General features: G+C 66.8%; 19 protein-coding genes, 1 tRNA gene and 1 pseudogene. 9 read left to right on the top strand and 12 right to left on the bottom strand.

Annotated features, from left to right (window positions below; translation table 11 throughout):
* Positions 1-22: 22 nt before the first annotated feature.
* Positions 23-1,060 (bottom strand): 2-oxoacid:ferredoxin oxidoreductase subunit beta, encoded by a 1,038-nt coding sequence (locus tag CD928_RS03640; protein ID WP_095384938.1) that lies wholly within the window; start codon positions 1,058-1,060, stop codon positions 23-25.
* Entirely contained in the window at positions 1,057-2,919 is a 1,863-nt protein-coding gene (locus CD928_RS03635; protein WP_095384935.1) for a 2-oxoacid:acceptor oxidoreductase subunit alpha, read from the bottom strand. The genes CD928_RS03640 and CD928_RS03635 overlap by 4 nt, the downstream gene beginning before the upstream one ends.
* Before the next feature lie 199 nt (positions 2,920-3,118).
* Here CD928_RS03635 and CD928_RS03630 point away from each other — a divergent pair, with 199 nt between their 5' ends.
* Complete coding sequence (locus tag CD928_RS03630; protein ID WP_095384932.1) at positions 3,119-4,060, top strand: alpha/beta hydrolase; 942 nt, start codon at positions 3,119-3,121, stop codon at positions 4,058-4,060.
* A complete protein-coding gene (locus CD928_RS03625) occupies positions 4,057-4,533 on the top strand; it encodes an RNA pyrophosphohydrolase (RefSeq protein ID WP_095384929.1) in 477 nt (158 codons plus the stop codon). The genes CD928_RS03630 and CD928_RS03625 overlap by 4 nt, the downstream gene beginning before the upstream one ends.
* On the opposite strand, the gene CD928_RS03620 is transcribed toward CD928_RS03625, so the two are convergent.
* Positions 4,494-5,183 (bottom strand): uracil-DNA glycosylase, encoded by a 690-nt coding sequence (locus CD928_RS03620; protein ID WP_095384926.1) that lies wholly within the window; start codon positions 5,181-5,183, stop codon positions 4,494-4,496. The genes CD928_RS03625 and CD928_RS03620 overlap by 40 nt on opposite strands.
* 23 nt (positions 5,184-5,206) lie before the next feature.
* Here CD928_RS03620 and folK point away from each other — a divergent pair, with 23 nt between their 5' ends.
* A complete protein-coding gene (gene folK, locus CD928_RS03615) occupies positions 5,207-5,743 on the top strand; it encodes a 2-amino-4-hydroxy-6-hydroxymethyldihydropteridine diphosphokinase (RefSeq protein WP_095384923.1) in 537 nt (178 codons plus the stop codon).
* Between the two features lie 13 nt (positions 5,744-5,756).
* On the opposite strand, the gene CD928_RS03610 is transcribed toward folK, so the two are convergent.
* Both CD928_RS03610 and CD928_RS03605 read right to left on the bottom strand, forming a co-directional pair.
* A complete protein-coding gene (locus tag CD928_RS03610; protein ID WP_095384920.1) occupies positions 5,757-7,172 on the bottom strand; it encodes an amidase family protein in 1,416 nt (471 codons plus the stop codon).
* Complete coding sequence (locus CD928_RS03605; RefSeq protein WP_176473428.1) at positions 7,169-8,506, bottom strand: MFS transporter; 1,338 nt, start codon at positions 8,504-8,506, stop codon at positions 7,169-7,171. The genes CD928_RS03610 and CD928_RS03605 overlap by 4 nt, the downstream gene beginning before the upstream one ends.
* 183 nt (positions 8,507-8,689) lie before the next feature.
* On the opposite strand from CD928_RS03605, the gene CD928_RS03600 reads away from it, so the two are divergent.
* From CD928_RS03600 to CD928_RS03590, 3 genes are read left to right on the top strand one after another with little or no spacing between them, the layout of a single operon-like run.
* Entirely contained in the window at positions 8,690-9,562 is an 873-nt protein-coding gene (locus tag CD928_RS03600; RefSeq protein WP_176473427.1) for an alpha/beta hydrolase, read from the top strand.
* A 33-nt stretch (positions 9,563-9,595) separates the two neighbouring features.
* Positions 9,596-11,824, top strand: a complete 2,229-nt coding sequence (locus CD928_RS03595; RefSeq protein ID WP_095384912.1) for a TonB-dependent receptor — start codon at positions 9,596-9,598, stop codon at positions 11,822-11,824.
* Between the two features lie 48 nt (positions 11,825-11,872).
* On the top strand, positions 11,873-12,493 hold the full coding sequence (locus CD928_RS03590) for a TetR/AcrR family transcriptional regulator (protein ID WP_095384909.1): 621 nt from the start codon (positions 11,873-11,875) through the stop codon (positions 12,491-12,493).
* A gap of 23 nt (positions 12,494-12,516) precedes the next feature.
* Here CD928_RS03590 and CD928_RS03585 read toward each other — a convergent pair whose 3' ends face one another.
* The 7 genes from CD928_RS03585 to CD928_RS03555 all read right to left on the bottom strand — a co-directional run bounded on the left by CD928_RS03585 (position 12,517) and on the right by CD928_RS03555 (position 22,892).
* Positions 12,517-13,695, bottom strand: coding sequence for a dipeptidase (locus CD928_RS03585; RefSeq protein ID WP_095384907.1), 1,179 nt, complete (start codon positions 13,693-13,695; stop codon positions 12,517-12,519).
* Positions 13,692-15,269 carry a serine hydrolase gene (locus CD928_RS03580; protein ID WP_095384904.1) on the bottom strand — a complete coding sequence of 526 codons (1,578 nt, stop codon included), beginning with the start codon at positions 15,267-15,269 and terminating at the stop codon, positions 13,692-13,694. Before CD928_RS03580 ends, CD928_RS03585 begins: the two co-directional genes overlap by 4 nt.
* The gene (locus tag CD928_RS03575; protein WP_095384902.1) at positions 15,266-16,399 is read right to left on the bottom strand and encodes a hypothetical protein; all 1,134 of its coding nucleotides are present in this window, start codon (positions 16,397-16,399) and stop codon (positions 15,266-15,268) included. Before CD928_RS03575 ends, CD928_RS03580 begins: the two co-directional genes overlap by 4 nt.
* Positions 16,396-17,451 (bottom strand): DUF1611 domain-containing protein, encoded by a 1,056-nt coding sequence (locus CD928_RS03570; protein ID WP_095384899.1) that lies wholly within the window; start codon positions 17,449-17,451, stop codon positions 16,396-16,398. Before CD928_RS03570 ends, CD928_RS03575 begins: the two co-directional genes overlap by 4 nt.
* A gap of 23 nt (positions 17,452-17,474) precedes the next feature.
* A complete protein-coding gene (locus CD928_RS03565) occupies positions 17,475-19,676 on the bottom strand; it encodes a TonB-dependent receptor (RefSeq protein WP_095384896.1) in 2,202 nt (733 codons plus the stop codon).
* Positions 19,677-19,911: 235 nt separating this feature from the next.
* Positions 19,912-20,916: a dipeptide epimerase gene (locus CD928_RS03560; RefSeq protein ID WP_095384893.1), complete on the bottom strand. Its 1,005-nt coding sequence runs from the start codon at positions 20,914-20,916 to the stop codon at positions 19,912-19,914.
* A complete protein-coding gene (locus CD928_RS03555; protein WP_095384890.1) occupies positions 20,916-22,892 on the bottom strand; it encodes a serine hydrolase in 1,977 nt (658 codons plus the stop codon). The genes CD928_RS03560 and CD928_RS03555 overlap by 1 nt, the downstream gene beginning before the upstream one ends.
* A gap of 142 nt (positions 22,893-23,034) precedes the next feature.
* Here CD928_RS03555 and CD928_RS03550 point away from each other — a divergent pair, with 142 nt between their 5' ends.
* The 3 genes and pseudogenes from CD928_RS03550 to CD928_RS03540 all read left to right on the top strand — a co-directional run.
* The gene (locus tag CD928_RS03550; protein WP_095385255.1) at positions 23,035-23,658 is read left to right on the top strand and encodes a helix-turn-helix domain-containing protein; all 624 of its coding nucleotides are present in this window, start codon (positions 23,035-23,037) and stop codon (positions 23,656-23,658) included.
* 188 nt (positions 23,659-23,846) lie between these two features.
* Positions 23,847-23,922 (top strand) — tRNA-Lys (locus CD928_RS03545).
* A 205-nt stretch (positions 23,923-24,127) separates the two neighbouring features.
* Positions 24,128-24,276 (top strand): annotated as a pseudogene (locus CD928_RS03540) (ATP-binding protein); the annotation flags it as partial.

The following is a 24,276-nucleotide window of genomic DNA, read 5'->3' as shown; positions in this document are numbered from 1 at the left end:
GCGAACCGCCGCCGCAAGCGGGTCAGAGCTCGGGCCCGCCTTCCTTGACCGTCCAGGTCTGCCCCTTCTTGAGCAGCCCCTGCAGATCGGCGGTCTTGCCCTCGCGTGCCGCAGCATTCTGGCGGACGACGTCGGCTTCGAAAGTCGGGCGCGGGTCGTCGTAGAGGACGCCGAGCGCCATCGGGAATTCGCCGAAGCGCATCTCGACGAGCATGTGTGCGACGCTGCGGTTGGTGACGTCATGGACGATCACGCCCGCGGCCTTCCAGTCGCCATCGACGACATCGACGACCTTCAGCGTCAGCGCCTCATTGTCGAGCGCGATGCCCTTCGTTCCCTTCGCGAACAGCATCGGTTCGCCGTTCGCCAGCCAGAGCTGGCGATCCTCGGCGCCCTTGGGCGCGGCGAAATCCTGGAACACGTCCTTGTTGTAGACGATGCAGTTCTGGAAGATCTCGATGAACGCCGCACCCTTGTGCGCGTGCGCCGCCTTCAGCACGTTCGGCAGTTCCTTCGACACGTCGAAGCCGCGCGCGACAAAGCGCGCGCCGGCGCCGAGCGCGAAGGCGCAGGGCTGCGCCGGGCGGTCGACCGAGCCATAGGGGGTCGAGGGGCTGTTGGTGCCGACGCGGCTGGTCGGCGAATATTGCCCCTTGGTCAGGCCGTAGATCTCGTTGTTGAACAGCATGATCTGGCAATCGAGATTGCGGCGGATCAGGTGCATCGTGTGGTTACCGCCGATCGACAGCCCGTCGCCGTCGCCGGTGACGATCCAGATGTCGAGATCCGGATTGGCGAGCTTCAGCCCCGTCGCGAAGGCCGGCGCGCGGCCGTGGATCGTGTGGAAGCCATAGGTTTCCATATAATAGGGAAAACGCGAAGAGCAGCCGATGCCGCTGATGAACACGGTCTTTTCGGGCGGCGTCCCCGTTTCGGGCATGGTGCGCTGCACCGCCTTCAGGATCGCATAGTCGCCGCAGCCGGGGCACCAGCGCACTTCCTGGTCGCTTTCCCAGTCCTTGAGCGTGGTCGTCTTCGCGATGGTGGTCATCTCGTTCACTGCAGCGCCTCCTCGATGGCGGCCTCGATTTCGGCGATACGGAAGGGCTGGCCCGATACCTTGTTGAGCGGCCGCGCATCGACCAGATACTGGTCGCGCAGCACCGTCTTCAACTGCCCCGTGTTCATTTCGGGCACGATCACCTTGTCATAGCTTTTGAGCAGTTCGCCGAGGTTGGCGGGCAGCGGCCAGACGTGACGGATGTGGATATGGCTGACGTCATGGCCCTCGGCGCGCTTGCGGCGCACCGCCTGGTGGATCGGGCCGAAGGTCGAGCCCCAGCCGACCACCGCGAGCTTGCCGCCCTCGGCGCCGAGTTCGACGATCTGATCGGGGATACGGATGCCGTCGACCTTCGCCTTGCGGATGTCGGTCATCGCCTGGTGGTTTTCGGGATTATAGTTGAGGTGGCCGGTATCGACCTCCTTCTCGATCCCGCCGATGCGATGCAGCAGGCCGGGCGTGCCGGGTTTGACCCACGGCCGCTTGAGCTTCTCGTCGCGGCTGTAGGGTTTGAAGCCGCCCTCTGGAACCTCGGTCAGGAACTCGACCGGAAAAGCCTCGTAAGCCGTGAGGTCGGGCACCGCCCACGGCTCGGCCGCGTTGGCGATATAACCGTCGGTGAGCAGCATCACCGGCGTCATATATTGCACCGCGATGCGGCACGCCTCGATCGCGCATTCGAACGCGTCGCCCGGTGAACGCGCCGCGATCACCGGCATCGGCGCGTCGCCGTTGCGGCCGTAGACCGCCTGATAGAGGTCCGACTGCTCGGTCTTGGTCGGCAGGCCCGTCGAGGGACCGCCGCGCTGCGAATTGACGATGACGAGCGGCAGCTCGGTCATGATCGCGAGGCCCATCGCCTCGCCCTTCAGCGCGATGCCGGGCCCCGACGAGCTGGTCACGCCGAGCGAGCCGCCATAGCTCGCCCCGATCGCGGCGCAGATCGCGGCGATCTCGTCCTCGGCCTGGAAGGTCGTGACGTCATATTCCTTGAGCCGCGACAGATGGTGGAGGATCGCCGACGCCGGCGTGATCGGATAGCCGCCGAAGAACATCGGCAGCTTTGCAAGCTGCGCGCCCGCGACGAGGCCGAGCGCGACCGCCTCGGCGCCGGTCAGCGTGCGATAGAGGCCCGGCGCGACCGGCGCGGGAGCGACGTGGTGCTGCTTGAGCGGGCCCGACAGCTCGGCGGTCTCGCCATAGGCGTGGCCCGCGTTGAGCGCGGCGATATTGGCGTCGGCAAGCTCGGGCGCTTTCGCGAACTTCGCCTTGAGCCAGTCGATCAGCGGCGCGCGGTCGCGGTCGAACATCCAGAGCGCGAGCCCCAGCGTCCACATGTTCTTGCAGCGCAGCGCTTCCTTGTTGCCGAGGCCGAAGGGCTTCACCGCGTCCATCGTCAGCTGGCTGATGTTGAGCTTCAGAAGCTGCCACTTCGCGAGGCTGCCGTCCTCGAGCGGGTTCGACTCATATTTCGCCTTGGCGAGGTTGCGGTCATTGAACTCGCCCTCGTCGGCGATGATCAGCCCGCCGGGCTTCAGCGACGGGACATTGGTCTTCAGCGCCGCGGGGTTCATCGCGACGAGCACGTCGGGCGCGTCGCCCGCGGTCGTGATCTCGCTCGACCCAAAATTGATCTGGAAGGCCGAAACGCCGAACAGCGTCCCCTGCGGCGCCCGGATTTCGGCAGGAAAGTCCGGGAAGGTCGCGAGGTCGTTGCCCGCGAGCGCGGTCGAAAGGGTGAACTGGCCGCCCGTCAACTGCATCCCGTCGCCGGAGTCGCCGGCAAACCGCACCACCACTGCATCGGAAAGGGGGGACTGGCGTTCGTTCGCCCGGTCCTCAACCGCTGTCGCCATTATGTCTTCTGCCTTCACCAAATTTGCGAACCTGCGACATGGGCCTAGGCCCCTCGACCGCAAGCCGCAATTCAGAAAAAATTGTGCGCCGCAAAGTCCGAACTCCCGGTGAGTTTCATTTCGCGATTGAAGTTTGACCGGCGATGCCGAATAGCTGGCATCCGAAAATGACGCTCGAAAAAGAGAGGGACCCGACAGGATGACCGACGGCACCACCCATTATACGCGCCCCGACGTGGCGGGTTTTCTCGCCTTCCTCAACGCACAGGACGGGCCGAAAATGGAAGAGCTCCCGCCCGAGGCGGCGCGGGCGATGATGCGCGCGATGGGCGAGCTTGCCGACGTGCCGCGCGGCGACATCGCGAAGGTCGAGGACCGCACGATCCCGGGCCCAGCGGGCGACATTCCGATCCGCATCTACGACAGCCATCCGGGGCGTCAGGCGGGGCCGGTGATGGTTTTCTATCACGGCGGCGGTTGGGTGATCGGCGATCTCGAAACGCACGATCCCTATTGCGCCGAAGCCGCGCGCCAGCTCGACATGCCGGTGGTCGCGGTCGATTATCGCCTGGCGCCCGAGCACCCCTTCCCTGCCGCGCCCGAGGATTGCGAGGCGGCGACGCGCTGGATCGCCGACAATATCCCCTGTACCGGCCTCGTCCTCTCGGGCGACAGCGCCGGCGGCAACCTGACCATCGCGACCGCGCTGACGCTGCGCGACAAGCCGGCGTCGAAGCCCGTGATCGCGATCCACCCCATCTATCCCGCGGTGACCACGCATCACGACTGGCAGAGCTATCGCGACTTCAAGGACGGGCATCTGCTGACCGAAGGTGGGATGAAATGGTTCGGCGACCAATATGCCGCGGCCCCCGACGATTATCGCGCCGCGCCGATCGATTTCCCCGCCGAAGGGCTGCCGCCCACCCTGCTCGTCACCGCCGGCCTCGACCCGCTGCGCGACCAGGGCCGCGCCTATGCCGCGAAACTGATCGAGGCGGGAGTGCCGACCACCTATCGCGAGGCGAAGGGCAATATCCACGGCTATATCTGCCTCGCCAAGGCGATCCCCAGCGCGGCCGAGGACATCAGGGGCAATCTGGCCGTGCTCAAGGCGATCGTCGCCGAAGCGACCGCATGACCGATCATAGCCACCTCCCCTACCGCCCCTGTGCCGGGGTGATGCTCGCCAACCGCGACGGACGCATCTTCGTCGGTCAGCGGCTCGATACGACGAGCGAGGCGTGGCAGATGCCGCAGGGCGGCATTGATCCCGGCGAGGAAGCCGAAGAAGCGGCGATCCGCGAGCTCGGCGAGGAAACCGGCGTCCACGGCGGGCTGGTCGAGATCATCGCGCGCAGCCGGCAGGAATATTTCTACGACCTGCCCGACCATCTCGTCGGCAAGATGTGGGGCGGGCGATATCGCGGCCAGCGCCAGCACTGGTTTCTGATGCGTTTCATGGGCGAGGATGGCGACGTCAATATCCATACCGAGCACCAGGAATTTCGCGCCTGGCGCTGGGCGGAGCTGGACGAGATCGAAAAGCTGATCGTCCCCTTCAAGCGCGCGCTCTATCGCGCGCTGGTCGAGGAATTCGGCCCGCTCGTCTGATCCTTGAGCGCGAGCGCGGTGCGGAACACGTCGGCGAACATGTCGGACGTCAGCCGCCCGGTGTTCGTGTTGTAACGCGAGCAATGATAGCTATCGATGAGATGGCGCCCATCGGGAAGGCGATGCACCGCGCCGTGCGCGAAGCGAAAGGCCGCAAGGCGCGCGCCAACCGCGCGCAGCGCCGCATCGTGCGCGATCCGCCCCAGCGCGATGATCACCCGCACCTTCGGCAGCGCCGCGAGCTGCGCCTCGAAAAAGGGCCTGCAGGCGGCGATCTCGTTCGGGAGCGGTTTGTTCTGCGGGGGCAGGCATTTGACGCTGTTTACGATGATCGCGCCGTCGAGCGTCAGCCCGTCGTCGGTCCGCGCGTCGTACCGCCCCCTGCTCAGCCCGAAGGCGGCGAGCGTCGCGAACAGCAGGTCGCCCGCATAATCGCCCGTGAACGGCCGCCCCGTCCGGTTGGCGCCATGCTTGCCCGGCGCGAGCCCGGCGAAGGCGAGCCACGCGTCGGGATCGCCGAAGGCGGGAACCGGCGCGTTCCACCAGCCCGGATGCTCGGCGCGGCAAGCCTCACGCAGTGCGACGAGCCGCGGGCAGCGCGGGCACTCGCGCGGCGGCTCGGTGCCGGGAAGCGGGCTGGCAATCTCCATGCCGCTGCGATAGGCGCAACGCCATGACCGGCGCAACGCCCCCCGACCGCGACCCGCTCGCCCTCTATGCCATCGGGCTCGGATCGAACCGCCGCCACGCGCGCTTCGGCGATCCGCGCCAGGTGCTGATGGCGGCACTCGCGGCGCTCGAGGCCGACGATATCGAGCCGGTCGACGCCAGCCCGATCGTCGCGACCGCACCGCTCGGCCCGTCGCGGCGGCGCTTTGCCAATGCCGCGGTGCTGGTCGCCTCTTCGCTCAGCCCGCCCGAGATGCTCGCGCGCCTGAAGGCCATCGAGGCCGCGTTCGGCCGCCGCACCGGCCAGCGGTGGAGCGCCCGCACGCTCGACCTCGACATTTTGCTCTGGTCGGGCGGCGCATGGAGCGACGGCGATCTGACGATCCCGCACCCGGCGATGACGGCGCGTGCCTTCGTCCTCGACCCGCTTGCGACGGTCGCCCCCGGCTGGCGCCACCCGATCGCGGCGCGCAGCATCCGCCAACTCGCCGCGCGGCTTCGCCGGCCAAGGCCGGCGAATAGCGCCGACGCACTATATTAGCGCGGCCCGCTCATCACTCTCCGACCCAGATCGGCGGGATATGGTGCTGCCATTCGATCGCGGCTTCGAGCTGACAGGCGAGCGCCAGCAGCAAGGCCTCCCCACCCGGACGCGTTGCGAATTGCATGCCGACGGGAAGCCCGTTGTCGCTGAATCCCATCGGCAGGCTGATCGCGGGCGTGCCGGCGAAATTGTCGATCCAGCAATAGCCCGCATAATCGATCAGCGGGTCCTTTTGATCGGCCCATGAAATATCGGGTCCGAACACGCCGATGCGCGGAATTTCGGTGCTGAGCGTGGGCGTCATCCAGATATCGATCTCTTCCAGCCGGCCGAGATAGGCGGCGACCACTCCCTCCATCGCCGTCCACGCCGCCGCGAACTCCGCGTCGCCGACCGCCTCGCCCGCCGCGACCAGCGTCGCCGATCGGTGCTCGAGGTCTTCGGTCTTGATCTCGATCCCGATCGCCTGCGACAGCATGCCGAGGCGGCGGCTGAACATGCCCTCGGTGATCGTGCCGAGCAGTTCCATCGCGGCCGGCCCCTCGAACGGAAGCTCGGCATCCGCGACCGTGTGGCCGAGGCGGTCGAGCAGCGCGATCGCTTCGCCGAAGACGCGCCGGACGCTGGCATCGGGCAGCGCGCCGGTCCGCATCACCCGGCTATAGGCATGGATGCGCAGGCGGTGATCGACCGGCGCGGTCACCAGCGGAATGGGCGGCAGGCAGCCCGGGTCATGCGTCTGCGTCGCCTCGAGCCACGCCGCGGTGTCGCGCACCGTGCGGCTGACGCAGCCGTTCACCGTCAGGTCGGCGATCGATCGGAACGCCTCTTCGCCGGCATTGCGGCCGCGCGACGGCTTCAGGCCGACGAGGCCGCAGGGCGCGGCGCCGTGACGGATCGATCCGAGTCCGTCGCTCGCATGGGCGACGGGGACGACCCCGGCGGCAACCGCCGCCGCTCCGCCGCCCGACGAGCCGCCCGGCGAATAATCGAGGTTCCACGGATTGCGCGTGGGGCCGAGCAAGGGCGATTCGGTGACCGCGTTGAGCCCCAGCTCGGGCATCGCCGAGCGCGCGATCGAGATTGCGCCGGCGCCCGCGATCGCCCGCGCATAGGGCGCATCGTCGGGGGGAATGAAATCGCGCAGCGCGGCCGACCCGAAACTCGCCGGTATGCCCTTTTCGGGAAGCATGTCCTTGATCAGCGTCGGAATGCCGGCGAGCGAACCGGAGCGGGGCTCGCCCGCCTGCGTACGTGCGCGCTCGAATGTCGGCCAGGCGATGAAGTTGAGCTGCGGGTTGACCGCTTCGGCGCGCTCGATGGCCCGGTCGACCAGCGCGCGCGCGGTGACGCGTCCCGACGCAAGCGCCTCGCGCATATCCATCATGTCCGAGGAGACGGGTCCGGTCGATAGTTTCGTCGTCATGGCAATTCCTTCGAGAGTCCGGGCCGGATCGCCCGCAGGGTAGCGGCATAGGGCTTGGGTGCGAATGCCATCAGCACCGCCGAGACGACGAGCGACGGCAGGCTGACGACGGTGATGGCGTAGAGCATGCCGCGCGACCCCTCGATCAGACCCGATATCCAGCCGATCGCGAGCGGCGACACGGCCAGCGCGAGCGCGTTGACGATGCCGAGCAGCGCCAGGACGCGCGAACGCAGGTGCGGCGGTGCGAGATTCTGGAGCACGCCGGGCATCAGCGAGGAGGCGGCGATGCCGAGCGCGCCCTGCACCCCCGCGATGGCATAGGCCTGCGGCGCCGAGGTCGCGAGCGGCAGCAAGGCGGCTGGCAGCGGGGTCAGCGCGACGAAGATCGCGGCGGCGCTGATGGGGTCGAGGTCGGCATCCCTGCGGCGTAGCCTGAGGATCAGCGGCGCGAGCAGCACGCCGACCACCGTCGCGATCATGATCGCGGTGCCGAGCCCGACGCCGACCGTCGCGGGATCGATCCCGAAAGCGCGCGGCAGCGCCAGCGGAAACCACATCAGCCCCGAGGTCATCGCGACCGCCATCGCGAAAATCGACCCGAAGATGCAGACCAGCGTGCGCCAATGCGCGGTCGCATAGGGAATGAAGTCGCGGGAGCCCGCTTCATCGGCCTCGGCCGGCGTTCCCACGCCGACCCGATGGCCGAGCGGCATCGTCAGGACGAGCAGGAAGAAGATCGGGCCCGGAAGCGCGATCAGCATCATCGCGAGGCGCCAACTGTCGATACCGGCGAGCCAGCCGGCGAACATACCGTGCGATCCGGCCAGCCATTGCAGTATCGCGCCCCCTAGCGCCATGCCGAGCCCGGCGCCGAGCAGCGAACCGCCGTAGAAGATGAAATTCGCGGTGTTGCGCTGCTTCTCGGGAAAGAGGTCGGGGATCAGGGCAAAGACGATCGGCGCGAGGCCGGCTTCGCCGATCGCGATCCCGATCGTCGCGGCGAACAGGCCCCCGAAGCTGTCCTGAAAAGCGAAGAGCGCGGTCGCAAGCGACCAGCAGGCGACCCCGAGCGCGAGCAGGAGGCGGCGCCCGAACCGGTCGGCGAGCCAACCCATCGGATAGCTCGCGACGCTGGCGAAGACGGCCATGCCGAGCCCCTGCAACATGCCGAGCTGCAAATCGGTAAAGCCGAGCGACGTCTGGAGCGACGGCGCGATCAGGCTGAGCATCTGGCGGACGACGAAGGCGAAGAGCGTCGTCATCAGCAGGACGGCGAGCCCGTACCATGCCCATCGCGTGCCGTTCGGCGCCTGTCTGGCGTCCGTCGCCACTATAGGAAAATCCCCACTTACGGACCTGTCTGCGCCGACGCCCATACACGCTCTCCCTCCGGGCCGATCTCGCGGCCTATGGCGTCACTATTAAAACAGGTTGACTTTATTGTAAATAGAGTAGAAGCATCGGCGCGACAGCGGGAGCGGCGCGATCGACCGATTCCCGCCGGGAGAAGATCGATGGCATTTTCGGTTCGTGCGGCGCTCGAGCAATTCGCTCTTCCCCATCCCTCGGGCGAAGGCCAGCTGACGATCAGCGTCGCGGTGCCGACCAGCCCCATGCCCGACACGGGCGTTCCCATACTCTATGTCGTCGACGGCGACCTGTTGTTCGGAATGGCGGCGGAAATCGCGCGCGCCATGTCGAGCGTCGCCGCCTTTCCCGCCCATTATGTCGTCGGCATCGGTTATGACGCCGCCTATTCCGATGTTCTGAAGCTCCGCACCGCGGACCTCGCGCCGCCGATCGGGGCCGAGGCCCTCGAAAGCCTCGGCGGGCTCGCCGCGGCGATCGGCGGCGCGCGGAGCGGCGGCGCCGATGCCTTCCTCACCTTCCTGACCGACCGGCTGCGCCCCGAGGTCACCGCGCGCTATCCGCAGACGGCGGATGGTCCGCACATATTGTTCGGCCATTCGCTCGGCGGCCTGTTCGCCGCGCGCGCGCTGCTTACCCGACCCGACAGCTTCTCCGCTTTCATCGCGAGCAGCCCGTCGCTCTGGTGGGACGGTTTCTCGATCCTGAGCCAGCTGCCCCCGTTCCGGGAGCGGCTCGCCGCCCTGCCCCGCCAGCCGCGTGTCTTCGTCGACGTCGGCGCCAGGGAGCAGGAGCTGCCGACGAGCGTGCCCGACGGCATCGAGGTGACGCTGGAGGAAGCGCAGGCGCAAATCCGCGCCGCGCGCATGGTCGATGCCGCCTGCGAATTCGCGACTGCGCTGCGCGAAGCCGGCGTCGCCGAGCTGCGGCATGTCGCCTTCGCAGAGGACGACCATGTCTCGGCGGCGCCCGCAGCCATCCTGCACGGCATGCGCTTCGCGCTCGGTCGCGAGCGCTGAACCGAAAACGAAAATCTGACGAGGGGACTGAGAATGCGATATCTGACCAAGGCCCTGAGCGGCTCCGCACTGGCTCTCGCACTCGCATCGCCGACCATCGCGTGGGCGCAGGACGGCGACGCGAATGCGGGCGACGAGATCATCGTGACAGCCCAGAAGCGATCGCAGACCCTGATCGATGTGCCGCAGTCGGTATCGGTCGTGTCGGGCGCCACGCTCGAGCAGCAGGGCGCGACCAGCTTCGCCGATTATCTGAAGAATGTCCCGAGCCTGCAACTCGTTCAGGGTACGCCCGGCCAAGGGCGGCTCGTGCTGCGCGGCATCAACACCGGCGGCGTCGCGTCGACCGTCGCCGTCTATGTCGACGAGACGCCGTTCGGATCGAGCACCGCGCTCGCCAACGCGGCCGAGCTCGCGGGCGATTTCGATTCGTTCGACGTCGCGCGGATCGAGGTGCTGCGCGGCCCGCAGGGGACGCTCTATGGCGCGAGTTCGCTGGGCGGCCTCCTGAAATTCGTCACCAACGAGCCCTCGACCGCCGGCTTCGAGGCGAAGGCGCTCGCCGGAGCCGAGTTCACCGACGGCGGCAACGCGTCCTGGCGCGGCGCGGCGATGGTCAACGTGCCGCTCGGCGAGACGCTCGCGTTCCGCGCCTCGGGATCCTACCGCAAGCAGGGCGGCTATATCGATTCGATCGGGACCGCCGCGTCGAACGTCCGCAGCAACATCAATGATTTCGAAAATTACGGCGGCCGCGCCTCGCTGCTCTGGACGCCCGACGTCAATCTCAGCGTCCGGCTGAGCGCGCTGTTCCAGAACCTCTATGTCGACGCGCCGGGTATCGTCGAGGCCGATCCCGCGACGCTCGAACCGCTTTATGGCGGGCTGACCCAGTCCGAATATCTGCCGACCTTCAGCGATGTGAAATACCGGCTCTACAATGGCACGGTCACTTATGATTTCGGCGGTGCGACGCTGACGTCGGCGACCAGCTATGGCGAGCAGCTCCAGTCGTTCCGTGCCGATTACACCGCTAATCTGTCGGCGGCGCTCGGCGGGCCCTATGTCTATTTCGACCAGCTGACCGAAAGCCGCAAATGGACGCAGGAACTGAGGCTCGCGTCGAACGGCGGCGATTTTCTGGAATGGTTGGTCGGCGGCTATTACACGCACGAAAAGGCCCGGATCTTCCAGAATCTGAAGACCGCCGTGCCCGGAACTCCCGGAGTGCTGACGCCGATCGACCTGCCCTTTGAACTGGCGGTGTTCCATCTCGATTCGCGTTATGAGGAGGTTGCGGGCTTCGCCAACGCCACGCTCCACCTCGCCCCCTGGTTCGACATCGACCTGGGCGGCCGCTACAGCCACAACAGCCAGAGCGCCGACCAGGTCACCGACGGCGCGCTGCTCGGCGCGGCGGTCATCAGGGACGTGCGCTCGTCGGACAATGTCTTCACCTGGTCGGTCGCGCCCAAGATCAAGTTCGGTACCCAGACGTCGCTCTATGCCCGCGTCGCCAAGGGCTATCGGCCCGGCGGCCCGAACGTCATTCCGATCAATTCGCCTCCGGGCACACCGACGACGTTCGAGCCCGACACCGTTACCAGCTACGAAATCGGGTTCAAGGGCGACACCGCCGACCGCAGCGCCTCGATCGAGGCGTCGCTCTATCATATCGACTGGAGCGACATCCAGTTGGCGGCCGTCGTCAACGGGTTCGGCGTCAACGTCAACGGAACGAGCGCCAAGGTCGACGGGGCCGAAATCGCAGCCACGCTGCGGCCGACCAGAGGCCTCACCACCTCGATCAGCTTCACCGTCAACGATGCGAAGCTCAGCGGCGATACCGACCCGGTGGCGGTGGGTGCCGTCAAGGGGGATCGCCTGCCCTTCACCCCCAAATATGCCGTCAATCTCAACGCCGATTATCGGTGGGACCTGGGTCCGAACATCGCCGCATCGATCGGCGGCTCGATGCGGTCGCTTTCACGCCAGAGCGGCAGTTTCGATCCCGCCTATCTCGCGGCCTTCGGTCACTTCGCGCGCGTGGATGCCTATGAGGTCATCGATCTTCGCGCCGGCCTCGACTTCGGGCGCTATTCGCTGAGCGCCTATGCCAATAATGTGACGAACAGCGGCGGGATAACCTCGACGCAGGCCTTGCTCGGGGTCGCGGGATTGCCGCGGAACGTCAATGGAGCCCTGGGGACGGGCGTGGTCCGGCCGCGAACGATCGGCGTCAACGCCACCGTGGTATTTTGAGGCGGCTCGCGTATCAGCAACGCACGCGCTATCGCAGATGATCGAGGCATGACGACCACAGCAACCCGACCCCGACGCAGCCAGGCCGACCGCAGCGCCGCGACCCGCGCCAAGGTGCTGGCGGCGGCGCGCGACGTGCTCTGCTCGCAGGGCTATTCGGGCGCGACGATGCTCGCGATCCGTGATGCGGCGGGGATGAGCCTCGGCGCCATCCAGCACCAGTTCCCGACCAAAGCCAAGCTGATGGCGGCGGTCGCGGCCGAATTCGCGGCTTATCGCACCCGCATATACACCGAAGCCATTCGAGCGGGCGCGACACCCCGGGAGTCGATGGAAAATCTGATCGACGCCAATTATCAAATGATCAGCCGCCCCGAAATGGCCGCGGTCCTGGAGATCCATCTTGCCCGCCGCAACGACCCCGATCTCGACCAGGAGGTCGGGCCGAGCGCGCGGCGCTTCGATCGCAGGGTTCGCTTGTGGGGCTATCTCATCCTGCGCGCAGCCGGCATCGACAATGACGAGGCGTATCAGACGCTCCAGTTGCTCAACAATGCGGTCACGCGCGGCCTGACGGTCGAATATATCCGCAGTCCGAACCGGGCGCTGATCGAACGATCCATCGCGATATGGAAACGGCAGATGCTCGAACTGGTCTTCGGCAACTGAAAAGGCCCTCGGGCGGCGCCCGACTATTTTCCTTGCGCCGCGAGGACGCGCAGGATGTTGCCGCTCCACATCTTCTCGATATCGGCGTCGGAATAGCCCGCCTGCTTCAGCCGCTCGGTGACCTTGGGCAGCGCCGTGATATCCTCGATACCCTTGAGGCCGCCACCGCCGTCCCAGTCGGCGCCGAAGCAGATATGATCGACGCCCCCGACCTCGATCGCGCGCAGCACCATCTTCATATAATCCTCGAAATCGGCCGCCCACATCGCCTCGGTCTTGTCGAGCTCGCGCCACTGGCGGGTGAGGKCGGCCTGCGCTTCGGGGCTCAATTCACCGATGCGCTCATAGTCGGCGAACAGCTTCGCGCGCGCCGGCGACATGGTCATTTCCGATATATAGATGGTCGAGATGCACATCGCGCCGCCCTTCGCCGCGAGCGCCTTCAGCCGCCCTTCGTCGAGGTTGCGCGGATGCTCGTGCGCCGAACGCAGGCTCGAGTGCGAAAGCAGGATCGGATATTTCGACAGCGCGAGAAGCTGATCGAAGGTCGCGTCGGACGAATGGCTCGCATCGATGACGATGCCGAGCCGGTTCATCTCGGCTACCCACTTTTTGCCGAGCGGGCTGAGGCCGTTCCAGCGCGGCTTGTCGGTCGCGCTGTCGGCGAACTGGTTGTTCGCCCCGTGCACCGGCCCCGCGAGCCGCACGCCCTTGTCGTAGAATTCCTGCAGGAGCGACAGATCCTCGCCCAGCGGATAGCTGTTCTCGATCGACTTGAAGGCGATCAGCTTGCCTTCCTTGTTCAGCCGCCGCGCATCGTCGGCGGCGCGCGCGGCGCCGATCACGCCGTTGTTGGCGGCGATCACCCGGTCGATCGCGTCCGACCTCTTGCGGGCATGGGCGAGCGCCGCCGCATAGCCTTCGTCGGTGAGCGGCCCCTGATCGGTGTAGATGGCGAAGAAGCCGCCATCGAGATTGCCGTCCTTCATCCGCGGGATGTCGAGTTGCGACAGGTCGGTCGCCAGATCGTGCCGATCGGCGAAATTCCATCCCTGCCGCTCGAAATGGAGCGGCGTATCGAGGTGGGTGTCGAGCACGAGCATCCGGCTGTGCGGCGACGCCTCGGGTGACTTCGGCTTGTCGCCGCCGCTCGAGCAGGCGGCGAGCGCGGTCGCGGTGAGTAGGATGGCGATGCGTTTCACTTCTTGTCCTCCACGGGCTTCAGGTCGAGGTCGTGATAGTCCCAGCTGAAATCGGCGATCTGGCTGACCGCCTTCATCGTCACTCCCGTCACCTTGCCCTCGGCATCGAGCGCGAAGGTGACATAGGCGGGCTCGATCGCCGGATCGTCGAACTCGGTGACGAAGCTGTCATATTGCCAATGCTTGAGCCGACCCGCCATCCGCGGCGTCGAGGTGAAATCGATCGTCAGCCCCTTCGCGCCCGACCCGATCACCACGTCGCCGTACCAGGGATCGCGGTAGCGCCCCGCATAGCCCGCGGGCGGCAGCGACGGCCCCGATTTGGCGGGCGACGCCTTCGCCTGCTTCAGATATTCGACCCCGCCCGCGAGCCGCGCCTGATACCAATCCTCCCACTTGGTGGTCCAGCCATAGTCGGGCTGGTCCAGATAATGGTCGAGCAGGTCATAGGTCAGGCCGAGGATCATGCCGCTGTCCTCGCTGTTCATCATGATCGCGAAGCCGACATTCCGGTCGGGGATCATCACCACGCGCGTGATCGATCCGAAGACACCGCCGCTATGCTGGATGATGCGGTGGCCCCGATAATCCTGCACCTGCCAGCCGAGCGCATAGGCCTGCTGCGTCGGCTGCGCGGGCTTCAGCGCGTCGGGCAGCGGGGTGATCGGCATCGGGGTGACGGGCGTCCACATCTCGGCCGCCTGTTTTTCGCTGAACAGCCGGCCGCCGCCCGGAAGCGCGCCGTGCGCGAGCTGGATCTTGAGCCACGCCGCCATGTCCTCGGCGCTGAGCGCGAGCCCGCCCGCGGGCGCGCCGTTGCGGCCGAGTTCGTCGCGCTCGTCGAGCACCTGCTGCGGCCCAATTCCGCGCAGCACGCCCGACAGGCGCGCGTGCGGCCACGAGCGGTTGGCGACGGCGAAGCGGTCCTCGCTGTCGCTCGTCGCATTCTTCATGCCGCCCGCGCGCAGCACGCGCTCGCGGATGAAGTCCTCCCAGCGCTGCCCCGTGACCTCTTCGATGAGCTGCCCCGCGACGGCGTAGAGGATATTGTCATAGGCATAGGCCGATCGGAAACTCGTCCGGGGCTTCAGGAAAGCCACGCGCTCGGCGGTCTGCTTGCGGGTCAGATGCGTGCGCGGCACGAACATCAGATCGCCCTGCCCCAGCCCCAATCCGCTGCGGTGGACGAGCAGGTCGCGGATCGTGATCTCGCGCGTCACCCATGGGTCGTACATGCGGAACCAGGGCATATGCTTGATGACCGGATCGTCCCACGCGATCCGGCCCTCGTCGACGAGCACCGCCAGCGCCGCGGCGGTCATCGCCTTGCCGGTCGACCCGGTCTGGAAGATGGTCTCGCCGTCGACCGGCGCGCTCTCGCCGAGCTTGCGCACGCCCCAGCCGCGCGCGAGCGTGGTCTTGCCGCCCTCGACGATCGCGATCGACACGCCGGGCGCGCCGACCTTTTGCCGCAGCGCCTCGACGCTTTCACCGATGTCGGCGGGCGGATCGGCGAAGGCGGGGGTAGCGGCGGACAGCAGCAGCGACAGGGCGAGCAGACGAAGCACTTTCATGGCAAGGCCTCCATAGCGGGAGCGGATGACGGGCGCAGCAGGCGCCAGGTGCCGAGCGTGAGCAGCGGCACGACGAAAACGGCCAGGAACAGCCAGGCGAGGAAGCGATATCCGCTCGCGATCAGGTCGACGAGGCCGATCTCGCCCGCGACGAACATGCAGCCGGTGAGGATCGCCGCGCCGATCAGCGCCCGCGCCCCGGTCCCGAGCGCGGGGCGCCCCCGGCTCTCGACCGCGCCCGAGATGCGTTCGTTGATCGCATGCACCGCGCCCGCGCCACTTTCGAGCAGCGCCGCGAGGATCATCACCTGGAACAGGATGTGAAAGCCCGGCACATTCATCTGCCGGAGCAGGAAATCGGACGGCAGCGTCTCGGCGCCGATCGCGGGATAGAAGGCCATCATCGCGACGAAGAAGAGCACCGCGGGCAGCATCGACAGCGGCCCCGCGATCAGCCCGGCGACCACCGCGTCTCGCTGGCTGGTCAGGTGCCGCAGCACCGGCAGGATCACCACCGCGCCGACGATATTGTAGCTCGCATAGGTGATGCCCCCCGCCATCCAGTCGCCCGAAGGCGGCGGCGCGGCGGCGAACCCCTGCCCGATCGGCCCGCCGAAGCGCGCGAGCGCGAGGATCAGGAACAGCGCATAGATGGTGTAAAGCAGGATCGAGACATATTTGAACATCTGCTCGACGACGCCGGTACCGCGCGCGGTCACCGCGACGATCAGGACCGCGAGCAGCAGCGCGCCCGCCCATTCGGGCCAGCCGAAGGTCGCGGCGCCGATCGCCGCCGCCGCCGCGCCGAACACCGCGAGGATCAGGATGACGAAGATGATATACGCTGCCTCGAACGCGATCCAGCCGGGGCCGAGCAGCCCCTTGAAGAAGGCGCGATAGTCATAGGCGCCGAGCTGGCGCGCGAGCGCGAAGGTCAGCGCCGCGACGACGCTCCAGATGCCGGTCGCGAGCAGCATCGCGGCGAGCCCGCCCCACGGACCCGAGGGGACGAAATATTCGGCGAGTTCGCGCCCGGTGGCGTAACCGCCGCCGATGATCACGGCCTTCAGCGCGAAGCCGGGGAGCAGGAAGCGCTGGAACCAGCTGTGGCTCGCCGCGCCCGCCTTCATGCGAGAATGGCGTCCACGAGCGCGCCGAAGCCCGCCCCGCCGCGGATCGGATCGGCGACCGGCAGACCCAGCCGCGCGCGCTCCGCCGCCATCAGCGCCTCGGCGCCATCGGCGTCGAAGCTCGACGTGTTGAGGCTGACGCCGCCGCAGCGGATTGCGGGGTTCGTCCGGCTGCCGAGACGGATCGTCAGGTCGATCACCTCCTCGATGCTCGGCAGCGCGAAACTCTCCATCCCCAGGATGACCTTGCGCGCCGGGTCGTGGCAGACGACGAAGACGTCGGGCTGGCTGCCGTGGAGCAGGCCGAGCGACACCGCGGCATAGGCGGGGTTGAAGAGCGACCCCTGCCCCTCGATCAGGTCCCAATGGTCTGCCGCCGCGTCGGGGCTCAGCATTTCCGCCGCCCCCGCCTCGAAGTCCGAGATCACCGCGTCCATCGGCATGCCGCCGCCCGCGATCATGATGCCGGTCTGGCCGGTCGCGCGGAAATCGGCGGCGATGCCGCGTTCGAGGAAAGCGCGATGCAGCGCGAGCGCGGTATATTTCTTCCCCAGCGCGCAGTCGGTGCCGACCGTCAGCAATCTCTTGCCGCTGCGCTTGCGGCCGTTGCCGACCGGAATGGACGGTGGCGGGGTGCGGACGTCGATCAGCCGCCGCCCGGTGCGCCGCGCCGCCTCGGCCAGCGCGGGCACGCCCGCAAGGCGGGCGTGGAGCCCGCTGACGATGTCGAGCCCGGCCTCCATCGCCTCGACGAGCGCCGCGACCCAGCTTTCGCCGATCACGCCGCCCTGATTGGCGACCCCGATCACCAGCGACCGCGCGCCCGCCGCCCGCGCCTCGGCAGGCGCCATCGGCGGCAGGCCGGTGGTGACGGTGCAGCCCGCCACCGACCATTCGCCGACGCAGCGGTCGGCCGCCCAGTCGGCCAGCCCGAAGGCGGTCTTGGCATAGCCGGCCTCGACCGTGTCGCCGAGAAAGAGGAGATAAGGCTGCGGCAGGGCGGGAACCCCCTCCCGACCGGCGTCCGCACGCCGTTGCAGCACAGTAGCCATGATTCAGTCTCTCCTCTCGGCCGTCAGAAGCCGGCGGTCAGTGTCACGCCAAAGGTCCGCGGCCGGATCACCGCCGTTCCCGCGGCGCCCAACGGCACATTGGCCGGCGCCTCGAGCGATGTCTTGCCTTCGCTGTCGGCCAGATTCTTCGCGTAAAGCTCGAGCGAATATTTGCCGAAATCGACCCCGGCGCGCAAATCGACGACCTCGTAGGCGGGCAGATAGCGCTGCCGGCCGTTGGCCGTGCGGAAAGCGAGGTCGAAGCCCGCGGGCTGTTTCGACAGGCTGCGCACCGACGCCCCGACATAGGCCGTGGCATCGCCGCCCAGCTCCCACTCGTAATCGGCATTGGCGCCGATGCTGTATTTGGGCGTGTAGGGCAGGCGATCGCCGGCGAGCCCGCCGACGAGAGGCGGCGTGTCGTCCTTCAGCCTGGCGTTGGTATAGGCGCCGTTGAGCGAGACGGTGAGCCCGCCGGCCGGGCGCAGCGTCGTCGTGAATTCCAGTCCGTCGCTCTTCGCCTTGCCGCCGTTGAAATTGACGCCGAAATCATTGACTTGGCCAAAGACCTGGATGTCCTTCCAGTCGATATGGAAAGCGGCGATGTCGATCGAGAAGCTGCGGTCGACCGTTTCGGCCTTGACGCCAAGCTCGTAGCTGATGAGCGAGTCCGAGCCATAGGTGGCGAGTTCGGGCGGTGCTCCCGGTGCGAGCACGTTCGGGCCGCCGGGGCGGAAGCCCTTGGCGACGCGGGCATAGATGGTCGCCTGGTCGCTGACCTCGAACTGCGGCGCGACCGAGAAGGTGAAGACATTCTCGGACGAACGCGCCTCCGGCAGTTTGTTGAACCCGCCCGCGAGCACGCCGTCCGACACCTGATCGGCGACCTGCTTGTTGCCGCTGTAACGGCCGCCGAAGGTCAGGTCGAAGCGCTCGCCGAGATGAAGCGTCGCGTTGGCGAAGCCTGCCAGCTCGCGGTAGCGCGAATGGATCGTCGCGACACCGAGCAGCGGCAGTCCATCGATCGGGGTCAGCGTCCCCGGTTCCACCGCGTTGAAATCCTGGTCGATGATCCCCTTCTCACGCGTGTAGTAGGCACCGAGAAGCCATTCGAAATGCTCGTCCTCGGGCGACTGGAGCCGTATTTCCTGCGAGAAGCGCCGTACGCGGGTGAGTTGCCCCTGATAGAAGTCGTTGGGCGTGCCGAAGACCCCCTCGACCAGCGCGCCATATTGGGTCGTCAGGTCGCCACGAAACGATTGCGACAGGCTGCTGTAGCTCGTCGCCGACACCAGGCTCGCAAAGCCGAGATCGGCATCGACGACGGCGCTGTAGACGCGGTAGCGGACGTCGGTGAATTCGGGAACGAACTGCGACTGCGACAGGCGGCCGTAGAGCGTCCGCCCGGTCGACGGGTCGCTATCGACGCTGTTCGATGCGTGCGTCTTCAGATTCTGGAGATAGGCGCTGAGCTGGACCGAGAAGGTTTCGCTCGGCTTGAACAGCACCGACGCGCGGCCGCCGTAGCTTTTCGAGCTGTTGATGTCGGTTTCGACATCGGATCCCGCGGTGCCGATCGAGTCGATGAAACCGCCGAAGTCGCGGTAGAAGCCCGAGGCGCGGAAGGCGACCGCATCGCCGAGCGGCATATTGACGACGGCGCTGCCCAGATAGGATTCGTCGCCGCCCTTGACGGTCTCGATGCTGCCGCGAGCGCGCGCTTCGAACCCGCTGGTATCGGGCTTGCGCGTCACATATTTGAGCACGCCGCCCATCGAGCTTGCGCCATAGATGGTGCCCTGCGGGCCGCGCAGCACCTCGATCCGCTCGATATCGAAGGTATCGAAATCGCCCGCGAGGATCGCGCCGTTGACGAGCCCGCTGCTCGATCCGAAGGTCGTTTCGTCCTGATAGACCGCGACGGTCGAGGCAACGCCGCCGGTATTGACGCCGCGTAGCACCAGGCGTCCGAAACCGGCGGTGGTCTGGTTGAGCTGAAGCCCGGGAACGAGCTTCAGATAATCGGAGAAATTCGTCGCCTGGACATTTTCGAGCGCGTCGCCCGACACGACGCTCACCGATTGCGGCACGTCGATCAACCGCTGTTCGCGCTTCTGCGCGGTGACGACGATGTCCTGCTCGTCGCCGGTCGCTTCGTCGGCATGGGCCGGCATCACGATGGCCAGTGCCGCCACGCTGCCCGCGGCCAATAATCTCTTCTTCATCGTCCTACCCCCAAGACTTGGCCGGGCGGCAGCGGAATTCGCCCCGGCGCGGCCGTGATGATTTCATTATGGGATCGTCGATGCAGGCCATGCGCCACCGACCGCACCCGCGATGGCCGCGCGGCGCGTCACCGGGAATGACCATGTCATCCCATCCTCCCGTCTCTTATTTTGGTTTCGGAACTATTTGTCCTAATCAGAAAATTGTCAACCCATTTAGGACATATCTTTGCGTTTAACCCCAAATTTCGGGCGGGCAATGGATCGTCCCGCCGCGATATTCGACGCCGGGGTCGCGATCGCGCGCGAGGAAGGTCGGCCCGTCGAGATCGACGATGTCGCAAAGCTGTCCGACGAGATAGGAGGGCGCCATCGACAGGCTGGTGCCCATCATGTTCCCGACCATGACGTCGAGCCCGAGCGTCTTCGCCTGCCGCGCGATCGCGAGTCCCTCGGTCAGCCCGCCACACTTGTCGAGCTTGATGTTGACGACGTCGAAGCGCCCGACGAGCGACGCCGTGTCGGCGAGAGACAGCGCGCTTTCGTCGGCGACGAAGGGCAGCGGCCGCTTCAATCCATCGAGATCGGCCTCGCGACCGCGCTTCAGCGGCTGTTCGAGCTGCGCAACGTGCGCATCGACGAGCACCGGCAGCAGCTGGGCGAGCGTCGCGACGTCATAGCCCTGGTTCGCGTCGACGCCGATCCAGGCGTTGGGGCGCGCGGTGCGGATCGCGACGACGCGCGCGATATCGTCGCGAAGGTCGCCGGTCAGCTTCACCTTCACCGGCGCCTCCGGATCGATCGCGAGCGCGGCCTTCGCCATATTCCCCGCGCTGTCGGCGCCGAGCGTCAGCGTCGAGCGCAGCGGCTGCGGCGCGCTCAGTCCGGCCAGTTGCCAGACCGGCCGCCCCTGCCGCTTCGCTTCGAGATCCCAGAAGGCGCAGTCGAGCGCGTTGCGCGCGCCGCCCGGGGGCAGCAAGGTCTGGAGATCCTCGCGCGTCGCCCCCTGCTCGATCGCGCCGCGCGCCCGCGCCGCTTCGGCGATCATATGGTCGATGTCGTCGCCAAGATAATAGACCCCGGCCCCCTCGCCGCGCCCGACATGCTCGCCGTCGGACAGCTCGGCGACGAGCAGCGCCGTCTCGGTGAAGACATGGCCGGAGATGCGGAAGGGCTGGTGATAGGGAAAACGCTCGACCCGAAGGTCGAGCGTCAATCCGCGAAGGCCCTGCGTCGCCATCAATAGACCATCCCGAAACCATAGAGATGGAAGGCGAGCGTCACCCAGACGAGGACCAGCCCCGCAAGCACGAGCAGCACCGCGCCGAGCTTCATCGTCCATTTGCGCTTGCCCTGGATGCTGAGCCACAGGTGCCACGCGGCGGTCGCGAGCAAGCCGAAGGCGGCGAGCGGCGTCAGGATGCGCAGCAGCTGGATCAGCCAGTCGAGCGGCCCGCCGATGCTGCCGATATCGGCCGAGAAGGCCGCGATCAGACCGAACCAGCCCGCGACCGCGGCGAGCGCCAGCCACGCGAAAACGCGCGACAGGCGGTAAGCGCGGAGCGGCTTGCCCTCCAGCGCGAAGCTCGCGCCGAAGCTGCGCCGCACCAGCGCGCGCACCGGCCAGGCGAGCGCGGCGAGCAGCGCGATGCCGAGCGCCGCGATCAACGCGGGCATCAGCCACGCCGCATTGGTGCCGGCGGGCGCGGGCTCGAAGACCATGAAGGGCGATCCGGCGTCGAGGCTCCAGCGCACGACCTTGCCGTCCTTGACCTCGGCGGCGAGGCGTTCGCCGGTGCCGGTGTCGCGCCAGACGAAGGGTTCGACCTCCACCCAGTCGCGCGCGCCGGCGCTGAGGCCGTCGAGCCCCGGCACGCTGATCTTGCCGTCTTCGGTCAGCGTCACGGCGGGCTGGCCGAGCAGGCCGAACAGGCTCATGAAGTTGGTGAACGACCCGCGGCTGGTCACATAATGGCCGACCATCATCGCGGCATGCTGCTTCGCGGTCTTCGCATCGACCCGGCCGGGTGCCGGGGTGCCGGGCAGGTAGCGGTCGGCGAATTTGTGGAACAGCGCGCTGCGCACCGCGCCCGCGCCGCCTTCCTTGCCCGGACTGTTCATCGAGATGAAGACGCCGACATCGGCGTCGGGGAACAGCCACAGATAGGAATGGAACCAGACGGTGTCGCCGCCGTGCGCGATCGCGCGATGCCCGTTGACCCATTGCTCGTAGAAGCCGAGCGCCATGCTGTTGAGCGGGCCGACGCCGGGCGCCTTGTAATCGTGCATCATCTTCGCGGTCTCGGGCTTCAGCAGCCCCGCCCCGTCCTGGAGGTGCGCCATCATGAACTTGCCCATGTCGGCACCGCTCGCCGACAGGCTGCCCGCGGGTGCCGGGATCACCATTTCGAACGGCCGCGCCTTTTGGGTGATATCGGGATAGCCGCCCGCCATATCGGGAACGAGCGCCTTCGGAAGCGGCTGGCGGAAGGTGGCATGCGCCATGCCGAGCGGCTTGAAGATATGATTGTCGATATAGCTATCGAAATCCTCGCCGCTGACGCGCTCGACGATATAGCCGGCGAGCGCGGTCGCATAGTTCGAATAAGCGGGCGTCGTTCCGGGCGCGAACACGCGCTCGGGCAGCGCGAGCGGCATCTGCTTCTTGAGCGTCATCGCCGCCTTGGGATCGTTGCTGATCAGGTAGCGGACCGATTCCTCGAAACCCGCGGTGTGTGTCATGATGTTGCGCAGGGTGATCGGCTTGCCCTCGAACGGCGGAATCTTGAAGTCGAGATAGGCGTTCACATCCTTGTCGAGGTCGAGCTTGCCGGCCTCGACTTGTTGCATCACCGCGGTCCAGGTGAAGAGCTTCGACACCGATCCCGGCCGGAACAGCGTGGTTTCGGGCGACACCGGCTTGTGCGTCGCAACGTCCGCATAGCCATAGCCCTTTTCGAGCACGACCCCGTCGCCGCGCACGACGACGACGACCGCTCCCGGAATCCGCGCGCGCTCGAGGGCGTATGGCAGGAAGCCGTCGAGAAAGGCCTCGAGATCGGTCGCATCGAGCGTCGCCGCTTGCGCGGGTTTCGCCGCGGGCAGCGGCGGCGCCTCGACCTTCTTGGCGGTCGGCGCGGGGACTGGCCCCTGCGCCGCGAGCGGAACCGCCGCGATCGCGGCGAGTCCGATCAGGGCTTTATGGAGTAAACGCATCCTCTTCCCCTCTTTTTCAAGCGGGCCTGCTGACCCTTGCGGCAAGCCGCGCGACCCCTTACCAAGGGACCGGCACCTCTTGACCCGATGGGGACATAATGATCCTGATTAGAAAATTGTCAAACATGGAATGGAAGACCTGATGGCGGACCATCCCAGCCCGCCGACGCTCGGCGCGGTGATGCGCGGCATCCGTTCGCGAAATGGCTGGACGCTCAAGGAGATGAGCGCGAAGTCGGGGATCCCGGTGTCGACGCTGTCGAAGGTCGAGCACGACCGGCTGACGCTCAGCTACGACAAGCTCCAGCAGCTCAGCCAGCGACTCCAGATTCGCATGTCCGACCTGTTCGCCGAAGATGAGGAAGAGAGCGCGCCGCGCGTCACCGGCCGCCGCAGTATCGGGACGATCGACCGGGCGGCGCGCGTGACGACCGACAATTACGACTATCATTACCTCTGCACCGACCTTCGGCAAAAGCGGATGATCCCGATCGTCACCCGCATCCGCGCGCACAGCGCGCGCGAGTTCGGCGAACTCGTCCGCCACCAGGGCGAGGAATTCATCTACGTCCTCGAAGGGCGGATCGAAGTGCACAGCGAATTCTACGACCCCGTCACGCTCGAGGTCGGCCAGGGCATCTATATCGATTCGTCGATGGGCCACGCCTATGTCGTGGCCGAGGGTTGCGACGAGGCGCTCGTGCTCGGGGTCTGCTCGAGCGCCGACGAAGGGCTGATGGATTCCCTGCTGAGCCTTCACGGCTGACGCATCCGCCGTGCGGCTGCCCGGCGACGGATATCGCCATCGGGGAAAGCGCCGATGCCGGGCCAGATCGGTGCCCATAAAATGTCCATGGCAACCATTGCCATCCAGACACCAGCATGATAGCGGGCCGCTCGCTTTGCAGCAAAAGGGCTTGTCCTTCGCTGTCGGCGACGCCGCGAAACGGCCGCGGGCCCTTAGCTCAGTCGGTAGAGCAACTGACTTTTAATCAGTAGGTCGCTGGTTCGAACCCAGCAGGGCTCACCACCTTTTCAATGACTTACGAGTGATTGTGAGCGTGCATAACGCCCCCAAAGGCTGTTGGGGCACCAGTGGGGCATCAGAGCCTTTTAATCTGAAAGTCGCGGGTTCACCGAGCATCTATGTTTTCAGATTCACGCGGCCACGTTAACGGCTCAAATTTGATAAGGATGTCGGTAGTCGCGTTCGATCACCACTCCCAGTTCCCTGAATGGTGACACGCCTCGAAGAGGAGACCCGGATCGGCAAGGGCGGGACCCTGGCGGCGCAGCTGTCGCGGCTCGACCTGATCGTGCTCGACGAGCTCGGTTATCTGCCGTTCGCCCGCTCCGGAGGGCAGTTGCTGTTCCACCTCATCAG

This window comes from Sphingopyxis sp. GW247-27LB (genome assembly GCF_002277025.1).
Taxonomy (GTDB): Bacteria; Pseudomonadota; Alphaproteobacteria; order Sphingomonadales; family Sphingomonadaceae; genus Sphingopyxis.
Note: the sequence above shows the minus strand (reverse complement) of the source record. Positions and strands in the feature narration are given on the sequence as shown.

What these genes read in the sequence shown, in the direction of transcription:
- CD928_RS03635 (WP_095384935.1), bottom strand. Translation starts at nt 2,919, where the DNA reads ATGGCGACAGCGGTTGAGGACCGGGCGAACGAACGCCAGTCCCCCCTT.
- CD928_RS03630 (WP_095384932.1), top strand. Translation starts at nt 3,119, where the DNA reads ATGACCGACGGCACCACCCATTATACGCGCCCCGACGTGGCGGGTTTT.
- CD928_RS03625 (WP_095384929.1), top strand. Translation starts at nt 4,057, where the DNA reads ATGACCGATCATAGCCACCTCCCCTACCGCCCCTGTGCCGGGGTGATG.
- CD928_RS03620 (WP_095384926.1), bottom strand. Translation starts at nt 5,183, where the DNA reads ATGGAGATTGCCAGCCCGCTTCCCGGCACCGAGCCGCCGCGCGAGTGC.
- folK (WP_095384923.1), top strand. Translation starts at nt 5,207, where the DNA reads ATGACCGGCGCAACGCCCCCCGACCGCGACCCGCTCGCCCTCTATGCC.
- CD928_RS03610 (WP_095384920.1), bottom strand. Translation starts at nt 7,172, where the DNA reads ATGACGACGAAACTATCGACCGGACCCGTCTCCTCGGACATGATGGAT.
- CD928_RS03600 (WP_176473427.1), top strand. Translation starts at nt 8,690, where the DNA reads ATGGCATTTTCGGTTCGTGCGGCGCTCGAGCAATTCGCTCTTCCCCAT.
- CD928_RS03595 (WP_095384912.1), top strand. Translation starts at nt 9,596, where the DNA reads ATGCGATATCTGACCAAGGCCCTGAGCGGCTCCGCACTGGCTCTCGCA.
- CD928_RS03590 (WP_095384909.1), top strand. Translation starts at nt 11,873, where the DNA reads ATGACGACCACAGCAACCCGACCCCGACGCAGCCAGGCCGACCGCAGC.
- CD928_RS03580 (WP_095384904.1), bottom strand. Translation starts at nt 15,269, where the DNA reads ATGAAAGTGCTTCGTCTGCTCGCCCTGTCGCTGCTGCTGTCCGCCGCT.
- CD928_RS03575 (WP_095384902.1), bottom strand. Translation starts at nt 16,399, where the DNA reads ATGAAGGCGGGCGCGGCGAGCCACAGCTGGTTCCAGCGCTTCCTGCTC.
- CD928_RS03570 (WP_095384899.1), bottom strand. Translation starts at nt 17,451, where the DNA reads ATGGCTACTGTGCTGCAACGGCGTGCGGACGCCGGTCGGGAGGGGGTT.
- CD928_RS03565 (WP_095384896.1), bottom strand. Translation starts at nt 19,676, where the DNA reads ATGAAGAAGAGATTATTGGCCGCGGGCAGCGTGGCGGCACTGGCCATC.
- CD928_RS03560 (WP_095384893.1), bottom strand. Translation starts at nt 20,916, where the DNA reads ATGGCGACGCAGGGCCTTCGCGGATTGACGCTCGACCTTCGGGTCGAG.
- CD928_RS03555 (WP_095384890.1), bottom strand. Translation starts at nt 22,892, where the DNA reads ATGCGTTTACTCCATAAAGCCCTGATCGGACTCGCCGCGATCGCGGCG.
- CD928_RS03550 (WP_095385255.1), top strand. Translation starts at nt 23,035, where the DNA reads ATGGCGGACCATCCCAGCCCGCCGACGCTCGGCGCGGTGATGCGCGGC.